Below are 11,505 nucleotides of genomic sequence, written 5' to 3'. Positions count from 1 at the left end.
ATTAAAGCTCTATCGCCTCAAAAACAGGCTGTTGCTTAAGGCTAGAATCAATAATGCTTAATTCCAAAGATTTAGCCTCTGCAGTTTTAGTAAAGGTGATACTGGTGGCTCTTTTATACTCTCTATCTTGTGGTCCTTTACCGATAAAAAAGGCAGTGAGTTGATGCTTGCCTTGGGCTAAGTTATCGATATGTAATTTTTGCACGCCACCTTTAAACAAGGCTTGAATTTGTTTTTCGGTATACAGGTGGTACGTAACAACCTTGTCATCAATCTTCAGCTCAACCGCATCTAAGTTAAAATAAGCACCCACATCCATTGAAAGATAGACTACTACCTGAGTGCTAGATGGAAACAATAAGTCCTCTTCTAGCACAAACAAATCACGGTTAAGGGCAACCACTTCTTTTCTCAGTTGTTGTAATTGTTCAGTAACAGTAGTGTTGATGGGTTGCTCAGCTAACGGCTCATTTTGCTGAGCATTGACGCTTAAACTGATGCTTAATAAACACCCCACCAGCAACGATATCAACCAATGAACACTGTTAATTTTAGGTGCTTTTTCTGAATAAAAACTCATGCGGTTAAACTTCCTATAGCCTTTGGACAATCAAAGGGCACTAATAAAATATGGACACGTACAAACGTGTGATATTGGCCGAAAACTGATAAAGCGGCTCTGCACCTATTGGTGCATCTACCGCTAGCACATTTCTAAAATCATCATAGTCATAGTTAACATGATCAAGGTCGAGGTTGATGGTGCTTTTTTTGAAAAAATTTGCTGCTGAAAATTGGAATTCATAAGTTAGGCTTAAACCCAAAGACAAGTTATTGAAGGTACTCATTTCTTTATCCCGGGCGCGGAAATTAAATTCAGCACTTCGAGTATATAAATCCTGATAAAAATCAGCTTTGTCTTGTTGATAATGCCGCCCTCGCAATTCCACAATCCAGTCTTCACCAAAGGTATGGATATAACCCAACTTAATAGTATTCGCTTCGATGCCCCACGAATCCGAAAATACCTTGGCTTCGCCATACACCGAAGCACGATAAGGTAAATAATAGTTAGCGGTGATAGCGGCTGCGTTACTTCTGCGAGTGTTAGGGTAAACTTCGGTTTCAAAACGATAACCACGAGCACTGCTAGCATCTAAAAAGCGCACTGAACGATAAGGGTTATTCAAATACCCTTGATCGGATATGTTCTCTACACTCAATCCTAATATCATATTTTTAGTAATAACCTGAGTGATCCCCAGTCGGTAATTTTGTCGTTCAGCCAGTTCTAGAAAATTATCATCACCGGTTTTACCCACTTCATCATTACCTTTAGAGTATCCAAGAGTGAGCGTGGTGAGGTCACCAAAAAAGTCTTGGCTAACCCCTAAGTGAATCGACTCAGCTTCAAAGTCGTTTTCTGAACTGGTGGTGTAATTTAGGCTCATCAAGGTTTTATTATGCAGGAAATCAACCCCAACACTATTTTCGGTGCGTTCTTCTTCATAGGGACTAGCAGTAGCCAACACGTCTATGGATGCGCCAGAAATGCTATCAACATAATAATTAGCAGAGACAGAAACATAATTACCAATTTTTTTGCGTAACAAAATGGATGGACCATCAATCGACATGCCACCACCTTGATAGGAATGGTACATCGCATCAGACCGGTCTTGGGGTAACACGGCAGCAAATGCTTGCCAAACCAATAAGCTGAGCACAAGACTTGCAAATATTAATCGAATCATTAATTTTCGCCGTGTTCCAGATGGGCGGGTCATTTTCCGTCTAATTACAGCCACAACCGCCTCCTGCTCCACCTTCCGCGCCTCTTGCACCTTCACGGGCTTGAAAAGCATGGTGGGTATAAGACATCGATACTGGGTTACGATTCATGCTCATGATAGGGTCGGCTAGATTGTCCCGCTCATAAGGCTTTACCCAAGGTTCAAAGGTGCTACTACAACCACTGGTTAAACCCGAGGTCATAATGACCATCATGGTCAAAAACAAGCGCAACGAGTGGGTTTTAATTGCATTCACTGCCTACTCCCGAAGTAATGCTTTAACGGCTTGTTTGTATTTCACTTCATCGCCACTTTTATAACCGTAATGCACCAATCGTTGATTACCATCGCGGTCAACGATCACAGTGGTTGGCATAGCCTGTACATCATACAATTTGCTGACATTATCATTGACATCAAATAACACAGGAAAAGAAACAGCAATATCGTTTAACAAGATGTTAGCTTTAGACGGATCTTCGTCTACATTGACCGCTAAGATGGTAAAACCCAAATCGGCATATTCTTGTTGTAACTCTTCCAAATAAGGTAATTCTTCACGGCATGGGCCACACCATGAGGCCCAAAAATTGATCAATACCACATTGCCAAGTTGTTCTTGCAAACGCACATTGCCTCCCTCTTTACTGGCTAACGTAAAGTCAGGGGCTGGGCCTTTGGTATTAACTGCCAAGCTATTCATAGAAGTCAAGAAAAGGACAATGCAGACCACTGCCAACTCTAAACGACGGCAAAGTTTGGTACTGGTTTTTGGGTCAATGTTTTTAATAAATAACGGCATATTGTAGTCTCTCAACAAGTAAACAACTGACTAAAAAAAGAACGTGGCACCCAGGCCATATTCAATATTGTGGGTGGTTTTTTCTTCACCGATTAACTCAGAGTTAAACAGGTGATCTTTCATATTGATGTGCAAAGCAAAAAAGTCAGTCAACAGCAATCGGTAACCCGCTCCTAATGTCACGGTAAATCGTTCATCACCACCGAACTCGGTGCTGCCGGCGCCTAATGTAAGATAAGTGGCAGAGTTAAACACCCAACGGTCTGTGAAAAAGGTTTCGCCATTGAGGTTGTAACCTAATGACACGTTGTAATAGCGGTAATCTCGTTCTGCATCGGTTAAAAATGGCGCACCACCACTGAGTACTTCAAAACTGGTTTCTCCCGCTTCAGCTTGTCCATAGGTGGCTTCAACAAAAAAATCTTCATTAACGTGATAAGCAGCGCGCGCGCCGACCAGCATGCTAGATGAAAAATCTTCTATACTAATGACACCCACTAACATGCCAAATTCAAAATTTTCTGAGTCGATATTAGCTTCGTTAATATCGCGGCGTTCAACGCTAGGTTCGATGACACTTTGTGGTGTTTCTTGTTGCGTGTTTTGCTCCCCTGCATCTTGTTGCGCTCCTTGTTGCGCGAGCACAGAAAAACTCATCACTGTGCCTAGTACGGTGCATAGTACGGCTAGAAAAAACTGCGAATCCCAATTTCCATTGTTCTAAATCCTCGTTCATGTCTCTGTCGGTTAATGCTTGAAGGTGCTGGTATTCAAGCTTAAGCATAAAATTTTGTGCCATGTAATATCGTAAACCTATACCTGCAGCCAATAAATCACTGGTGCGAGTTTCATCACCACTTTGAACTAAGTTGGCTCTAGGTTGTGTACGGATTTTCCCTGCGCCTAGAGTGATATAAGGAGACACGCGCCATTCTGGAAAAGTGGTGTGTTGCACTCGTATTAAAAAAAATTGATTTTCAGATAAATCACCTAACGCTTGGGTCACACTTATCCCCGCGGCTAAGTTTTCAGTTGCCACCCAATCAGCAAATACGGTCATCGAAGGCACACCTTCAAACGAACCACCTAAAGCCCCAAACTCAACATTACGCTGGGCAAAAGACTCAAATGAACCATCGGACAGCTTTACTGGTTGGCCACTACTACTTTGGGTCAGGTGTAATGCGTCTTGTTTTACCCAGCCTTGAACATTTCCTTTCCCACGTCTTTCCGAGCTTGCTTCCGAGCTTCCTTCGACAAGTCCTTTTTCACTGCCTCGCACACCTTTTATTGTTTCGACTTTAAACCAGTTGGTGCGACGTTTTAATACCGTGATCCACTGATTTTTTTCCACAACATGAATAACAGGAAAACCACCCGCAGGGCCAGAATGTAATTCAATGTAAGGCTGCTTAACCTGCACTTGCACATTTTCAGCAGCGAAGGCCTGACTAACCATTAACCCTAATGTCAGCCATATTCCAAGACCCAGCTTGAGTAAACTCAAAGAATGCATGAATACCTGTTTGCAGTGCATCAACATCAGTTTAGCGGTGCCGCAAAGGGATCATTGTAATACTGACCACCAATATCTAACCATTCAGATAATAACTTTAGCTCAGCGGGCGTTAACCATCCCTCATGGGATCCACCCGTGTTAAAAGGAATAAAGAATCGGTTGCTCGAACGCGCGCCATTTACAGACATACTATTAGCCACCCCCACAGTTCGGGTTACTGGGATAGCATTTCCCTCAGCGTTCAAAATTAACTCACCTGCTTCATCCACTTCAAACACAGTGTTGCCATTTTGGTCTGTGACAATCACCAAACGATCAAGTAATGCACCTTCAACTAACTCTTGTTCATTATCGCCAAACATTAATTCTCGATAACTGCTGAGAAAATCAGGGTTGTCAGTTAACGGCGTTGCACGCAAATCTAATTGGGCAGCAGGAATTTGTGCTAAACCATCTTCGCCTTCAGGTGTATGGCAACTTAAACAGCTTTGATCTTCAAGTAGCGGCAGGCCGTCTTCATCAAACACCTGCCGGTCTAATGAAAATATAGGTTGAATATGCTCAGGAAAATTAATTTGAATACGGCACAAGCTTGTCCAATTAAGCGCACAAGCCGCAGTAATAGGTAAGGGCGATTGTAAGTCGCCATAGCGGTAAGCGAAACTGCTGGCTGGGGTTTGCATAGCAGGGTCTGTCCAGATATCTTCAAAATTGATATCTTGAAAAGGAATATTGATGCCGTTAATCCTACCTGATGTTTGCGCCATGGTATCGCCTAAATCAGCAAACAAGATTGGATTAGTATTAGGAAAGGGGCTGCCCGTATTAGCCGAGCCTAAGTTAATACTATCTGCTTCAGCATCTGCACGACCATGAGGGGCTTCGCTGTCTTGACTGTGACAACCATTACATGTGCGTACTTCACCCGCAGCTAACTGTAACCAATTCTGATGCCTCTCACCTACTCGCCTGCCGTTTACATCCAATACACTGAAGGCTAAAGGCACATTAGCGGGCGCTTCAAAATACACCGAGCCATCAGGCTCAATGGGTACATAACCAATGATTTCTCGCATCAATTGATTGCGACTGCGACCGAATGCAGAGTTGTCAAAGTCTCGCACCTCTTCGTTTGGAATGGACACAGCTTTCACTATTCGCAAAAATCTCGCGGGTCTGTCGCCAATAGGGGTTTGAGTGGGGTCGGCCATTATTGCAATGCCTTGTGCCGTGATGTCGGTACCCGCAAAGTCGTAAACACTTTTAATGTGCACCCGTCCTAAATTATTGTTCGCTAAGTCTTGGTCAAATTCTTCAGCTTGTTGTGCGTCTGCGGGAAAAGCACGAGGCTGCATGGCCACCACATCAGTATAAAATTGACCTTCCTCAGGTACATTTATGACTAACTGGGTATCGTCAATAGGGTCAAATATCCACAATCCAAACAGCTGCGGTGCGGTTTCTATTTGTGGGTTGGCTATCAGTTCATCATCACAGGGTAAAATGGTGCGTACGTCGCTTTCGCTTTCACTTTCATTTTCATTTTCATTTTCATCTAAAACTTGTTCGGGATCATATACTCTGCATTGACTCCAGCTAAACAACATCCTTTGGCTATTATCCCAAAGTGGATAGACTGCTAAGAACACACCACCAGGTGAAATACTGCCATCAATTAAAATATTATCGAACAAGGCTGATACTTGCGCCGGGCCGTTTAAACCACTTTGTGAAGCAAGTGGCATAGTGTTATCAATGTAATTGGCGATATCGATATTAACGTATTCACCGCCCCAACCATTACTAACAAACGGCCGAAGCGCAGCCAATAACTGGCCATTAGGCTGCTCGGTCAATTGGGTAAATTGCAAGGCTTCAGCAGAGAGCTCACTATTATGACTATGTCGGCCATAGACAATCTCTAAATCACTGCCATCGGCATTCATTTGATAAATGTTAATATTATTGTTGTTAGCTACGTTATCCCAACGACTAAATAAAATTTTGCCTGAACTAAGCACCATAGGATTAAGATCATGGCTTTGATTGAAAGATATTTGTTGAATGTCGCTACCATCGGCATCCATTACATGTAAAACAGAGGCAATTTCATCGCGGTCTTCATCCAACCCTTGATATTGAGGTTTACCTTCGTCTAATAAAAGCGCTTGATTAGCCTGTTGACGAGTCGAACTAAAAACAATACGCCCATCAGGCAAATAGGTAGGTGAGGTATCTTGGCCAAAGCCAGCGTCTAAGTCAGAAGCGATAACACGCCGAAGAGCATCTGCCGTTAGGTCATACTCCCAAATATTCCAACTGGGTTGTTCGTCATCATCAGCATCTTCAATTTCTGGTGCGCGCATTGCAAACAGCAAATGAGTGCCGTCATAAGACACCGATAAATCTTTTACATCATAACCGGCTAAGGGGGATGTTTCTGATGCCGCAATTATTTCATCTTCAGTAAAAAATGCGCCGTCTGAAATGTTTTTTTCAAGGGCGCTAACCGATGCCCTTGGTTTGATAAATAGCTGCGCGCCGGGTAAGAAATCATTCGGAATACGTAAATCTTGCGTCACCAATACCAAATCTTCATCTAATGGCGCGGGCCGTTTAACATAAGCAATCGGGACGTCTACTACCACTGGATCTGGCTCTTGCTCTGCCGTTAATAATTGGTCACCACCACAGCCCATAAATTGAACACAGAGTAGAATAGCGACTGCGCGTGTCAGACTAAAATGGTTGAGTGTTGATAATGACCAGTGCTTCAAGGTATTTTCACTATGGTTAATAAAACGTTTTCGCTATCGTTAATAAAACACAAATAGTTTATCAGTATCTGTTGCAGTCAAAAACTGTCTACAGACAGCTACCTTTATCTATTAGCAGGGGATGGATAGTTGCATTAACAGCTTTAGGGAGCAATTTATGGTTCTATCATTAGGAATGTTATTCAATACGTTAATTTATACTCTCAGCACTTCGTAACATTTCACAGCACTTGATAAAAATAATGCCATTTTAGTCTACCCTTTATTGATAATAATTTTGATGACATGCAACGCCACATTTAATGTATTTAATCAGAGACACTAACATTACTTTAACCAAACAGACTTAATTCATTGATAAATATACAGATAATCATAGAAGTTAATTTTTGCAAGGCGAATCAAAACACCTGCATTTCAAAAAACAGACTGATATAAGTAACACTTTGACTAATGCACCCATCATTTTATTGATGCTACATTCCATAAACGCTATGTAACTCATGCCATTAAACTAAATGGCGTAATTCATGCTAAACATGCTGAATATGCGCTGGTTAAGCGTTAAACACCTGCCATATAAGTACGGTATTTACGCTACAGAGACTGTAGCCATTCGAGTTACTCTTAGGAACTTGTTTACTAAGAAATACGTTTTTTATAACTAACCCTCCGTTTTTAGGTATGAATTACCAAACCTAACTTGCATCAGTAGTATTGTCATAAATAGATTTATTGACTAAAACCCATAACAAGCCACATAAATCGTTATTGGCGGTAAGAGGAGTTGAAACTTGAAACATCTAGTCAGACAAATTGGCGCAACTAAAATCGCTGTCAGTTGGGCAGTAATTGTTGTCAGTTTAACCACTCTACCGCACACCTATGCCGGCACAAGAGAACAAGCCAAACGCATTCATGACCGATTGGCAGGTGTACCACCGAATAACGATGTACTGGATCAAATGGAAAGTCTTGTTAATGCAGATGATGTGCGCGGGGCCGCGGATATCGCAATGGACAACCCAGCCTTTTATTCAGTGACCTTAAAAAACTGGATAACACCTTGGACTAACGAAGATGCTGATGTATTTGCACCTTTGAATGACTACACTGCGACGGTTATTGGCATCACTCGCGACGAAATTGATTTTAGGCAAATACTCAGTGGCGATATTTTATATATAGGTGCTGCAAGCGCTGGTGTACCTGCGTATTCCATCACTAGTAATGCTCATTATCAGGCTTTAGATGTCCAAAGTGCTGATTTAAAACAAGTGTTGCAAGCGACCACACAATCAGCGGTGACAGGCTTACCTGCAGATGCAACGGCAGGTGTGATGACTTCACGCGCAGCCGCTAAATCATATTTTAAAGACGGCACCAATCGCGCCATGTTCCGCTTTACTTTAATTAATCATATGTGCACTGATTTGGAAGGTTTAAAAGACACTAGCCGCAGTCCCGATCGCATCCGCCAAGATGTGAGTCGCAGCCCCGGTGGTGATAGCCGCATATTTAATAACTCTTGCGTGGGCTGTCACTCAGGCATGGATCCACTCGCGCAGGCATTTGCTTATTATAACTACGAGTACAATGTTGCCAGCGATCCCGAGGGTGAACAAGGCTCACTCCAATACAACCAAGCTGGCGAAACCGATGCCGAAACAGGTTCGCGGGCACAGAGTAAATATCACATTAATAGCAATAACTTCCCTTATGGTTTTATTACCAACAACGACAACTGGAGCAATTATTGGCGACAGGGTTTAAATAAGAACCTAGGTTGGGATGAGTCGTTACCTGATAACGGTAACGGTGCTAAATCTATGGGCCAAGAGCTAGCCAACAGCCGACAGTTTGCTAGTTGCCAGGTCACCAAAGTATTTGAAAACATCTGTTTACGCTCACCACAAGATGTCGCAGACAGAACACAAATTACCAGCATGACCAACACATTTACGGGCACCGGCTACAACATCAAACAAGTGTTTGCCGACTCCGCTGACTACTGTAAAGGGGAATAAAAATGAGCCATAACGTGACCTCTTTACCTTCAAATAATCTAAGCCATTTTTTTACAGCATTGGGTTTAGTATTTATTGTTTCGATACTGACGGCTTGTGGTGGTGGCTCGGCTGATGTGATTCAAACGCCGGCACCCGCTCCTTTAGATAATACACCTATCACCTATTCCGGCCCCGTAGCATCAACACCAGACGTGACCCAATTCAAATTAGAATTATGGGACAACATTAGCTCACAAGACCGCTGCGGTGCCTGCCATGTGCAAGATAATCAGTCACCTGCTTTTGCGCGTAATGATGATATTAATTTGGCTTACAGCGCAGCAAATTCGTTGGTAAATTTCACCTCCCCTGAAGATTCATCTTTAGTTTCAAAAGTAGCAGGGGGCCACAACTGTTGGTTAACCAGTGACGCCGCTTGTGCTGATATTATGACGACTTGGATCAGCAACTGGGGAGCCACAGAAAGTACCGCTAACGAAATTCAACTAGAAGCGCCCGTCGCAAAAGAGCCGGGTGCGAATAAAAACTTCCCGGCAGATACTCAGCTTTTTGCTGCCAACGTTTACCCAATATTAAAAACCTACTGCTCTAATTGCCATACCAACTCTGCCACTATTCCTATTTCACCTTATTTTGCGTCAAGTGATATTGACGAAGCATATGCTGCGTCAAAAGCCAGAATTAATCTCGACACACCTGCCAACGCAAGGTTTGTAGGTAAAGTGCGCGACGAATTTCATAATTGTTGGAGTGATTGCAGCAGTAACGCAGATGATATTATCAATGCTCTTCAAAATATGGCCGATGGCATTGATGTAACTGATTTAGATGCGGCATTAATCAACAGTAAAGCCTTAACTATTTTTGATGGCACACTTGCCACAGGTGGCGGACGTTTTGAAACTGATGTGATAGCAAAATGGGAATTTAAAACGGGCTCTGGCACCACCGCATTCGATACCAGCGGTGTTGAGCCTGCTATTAACCTCTCTTTAAATGGAGAGGTAAGCTGGATAGGTGGTTGGGGTATTCAGCTACTTAACGGCAAAGCCCAAGGGTCAACGACCAGCAGTAAAAAGTTACACAACCTCATCACTGCGACAGGTGAATTTGCAATAGAAGCGTGGGTAGTACCCGCCAATGTCACCCAAGAAGGTCCGGCTAGGATCATCAGTTATTCGGGTGGTGCCGACACTCGCAACTTCACGTTAGGCCAAACCTTATATAACTACAATTATCTATTACGCACCGATAAAACAGATTTAAATGGCCAACCTGCGTTGTCGTCATCTGATGCTGCAGAGGTGCTGCAAGCCAGTTTACAACATGTGGTGGTTAATTATGACTCGGTAAATGGTAGACAAATATTCGTTAATGGCCAATTTACGGGTGATACCGATACCACCGAGGTAGGCAATTTTGCAGACTGGAACGACAGTTATGCCTTTGTATTGGGTAATGAAGTATCAGGAGATATTCCTTGGGCGGGGTCAATAAGAATGGTCGCTGTCCATAATCGGGTATTAAGTGCAGAGCAAGTCGCGCAAAATTTTGATGTAGGCATTGGTCAAAAATTCTTATTACTGTTCGAAGTAAGTGACATCACCCACATCGCACAAAGTTATGTGGTGTTAGAAGTCAGTCAATTTGATAATTACAGCTACTTATTCAGCGACCCCTTTTTTGTTACCTTAGATAGCAGTGCCAGTATTACTGACATCCCCTTGCAAGGTATGCGCATCGGTATCAATGGGCGCGAAGCCAATGTTGGCCAAGTATACCAAAATCTAAATACTCAACTCACTCAAGCTGGTTATGTAGCAGGTCAAGGGCAAATATTATCAGCTTTAGGCACTATCATCCCCGTTGAAAAAGGTGTTGAGGTAGATGAGTTTTTCTTGACCTTTGAAGTATTAGCTGACCAAACAAACGTGGTAGTGGAAGCCGATCCCCCTGCCCCAGCTGCCAGCGCTGACTTAAAAGCACAATCACAAATTGGCATCCGTAACTTTGCCGAAATACATGCCAGTATGTCGGCAGTAACCACTGTGCCTATGAACAATTCGGCCGTTAAAACCGCGTTTGAACAGTTAAAACAACAGCTGCCTTCGGTGACCAATATGGATGGGTTTTTAGCTTCTAATCAGATGGCTGTCACACAAATGGCAATCAAATATTGCGACCAGTTAGTAGAGACCAAAAACCTAAGAGACAACTATTTTACGGGTTTCGATTTTAGTCAAAATGCATCGTCGGCGTTTACCGCTCAAGACAGAAACTTAGTGTTAACTCCGTTAACCACTAGGATGTTGGGTACCAGTCTAAGCGACCAGCCAACTAACAGCGATGTAATCGATGAATTAGATAATTTAATCACGCGTTTAACCGACTGCAATAACGGTAAAATATGCGATGCCAACTACACCAAAACAGTCGTTAAAGCGGTATGTGCTGGTGCGCTAGGCAGTGCTGCAATTACGATGCAATAAGTGTTAGATAAAATTATCAACTGCACAGAAAAGTGACAGATGGTTAAACTTATTCACTCGGTCTCTGTGCTAATAGACGTTGCTGGTGTTAGAAA

At 42.9% G+C, this 11,505-nt stretch carries 9 protein-coding genes; 2 read left to right on the top strand and 7 right to left on the bottom strand.

Annotated elements, in window-relative coordinates; translation table 11 throughout:
- Position 1: 1 nt before the first annotated feature.
- The 7 genes from C427_RS02660 to C427_RS02630 are packed head-to-tail and all read right to left on the bottom strand — an operon-like array spanning position 2 to position 6,891.
- Positions 2–580, bottom strand: a complete 579-nt coding sequence (locus C427_RS02660) for a hypothetical protein (RefSeq protein ID WP_007636216.1) — start codon at positions 578–580, stop codon at positions 2–4.
- Between the two features lie 40 nt (positions 581–620).
- Positions 621–1,754 carry a DUF3570 domain-containing protein gene (locus C427_RS02655; protein WP_007636215.1) on the bottom strand — a complete coding sequence of 378 codons (1,134 nt, stop codon included), beginning with the start codon at positions 1,752–1,754 and terminating at the stop codon, positions 621–623.
- Between the two features lie 40 nt (positions 1,755–1,794).
- Positions 1,795–2,049, bottom strand: a complete 255-nt coding sequence (locus C427_RS02650; RefSeq protein ID WP_007636214.1) for a DUF4266 domain-containing protein — start codon at positions 2,047–2,049, stop codon at positions 1,795–1,797.
- A gap of 3 nt (positions 2,050–2,052) precedes the next feature.
- The gene (locus C427_RS02645; RefSeq protein ID WP_007636213.1) at positions 2,053–2,595 is read right to left on the bottom strand and encodes a TlpA family protein disulfide reductase; all 543 of its coding nucleotides are present in this window, start codon (positions 2,593–2,595) and stop codon (positions 2,053–2,055) included.
- A gap of 30 nt (positions 2,596–2,625) precedes the next feature.
- Positions 2,626–3,252 carry an outer membrane beta-barrel domain-containing protein gene (locus C427_RS02640; RefSeq protein ID WP_051075181.1) on the bottom strand — a complete coding sequence of 209 codons (627 nt, stop codon included), beginning with the start codon at positions 3,250–3,252 and terminating at the stop codon, positions 2,626–2,628.
- Positions 3,158–4,111, bottom strand: coding sequence for a hypothetical protein (locus C427_RS26165; RefSeq protein ID WP_015430365.1), 954 nt, complete (start codon positions 4,109–4,111; stop codon positions 3,158–3,160). The genes C427_RS02640 and C427_RS26165 overlap by 95 nt, the downstream gene beginning before the upstream one ends.
- Before the next feature lie 26 nt (positions 4,112–4,137).
- Complete coding sequence (locus tag C427_RS02630; RefSeq protein ID WP_226991080.1) at positions 4,138–6,891, bottom strand: HzsA-related protein; 2,754 nt, start codon at positions 6,889–6,891, stop codon at positions 4,138–4,140.
- A gap of 794 nt (positions 6,892–7,685) precedes the next feature.
- Here C427_RS02630 and C427_RS02625 point away from each other — a divergent pair.
- Positions 7,686–8,918: a hypothetical protein gene (locus C427_RS02625; RefSeq protein WP_007636200.1), complete on the top strand. Its 1,233-nt coding sequence runs from the start codon at positions 7,686–7,688 to the stop codon at positions 8,916–8,918.
- A gap of 2 nt (positions 8,919–8,920) precedes the next feature.
- The gene (locus C427_RS02620; protein ID WP_007636190.1) at positions 8,921–11,410 is read left to right on the top strand and encodes a LamG domain-containing protein; all 2,490 of its coding nucleotides are present in this window, start codon (positions 8,921–8,923) and stop codon (positions 11,408–11,410) included.
- The last annotated feature ends 95 nt before the right edge of the window (positions 11,411–11,505 follow it).

Origin of the sequence: Paraglaciecola psychrophila 170, from assembly GCF_000347635.1 — a bacterium.
Lineage (GTDB): Bacteria > Pseudomonadota > Gammaproteobacteria > Enterobacterales > Alteromonadaceae > Paraglaciecola > Paraglaciecola psychrophila.
Note: the sequence above shows the minus strand (reverse complement) of the source record. Positions and strands in the feature narration are given on the sequence as shown.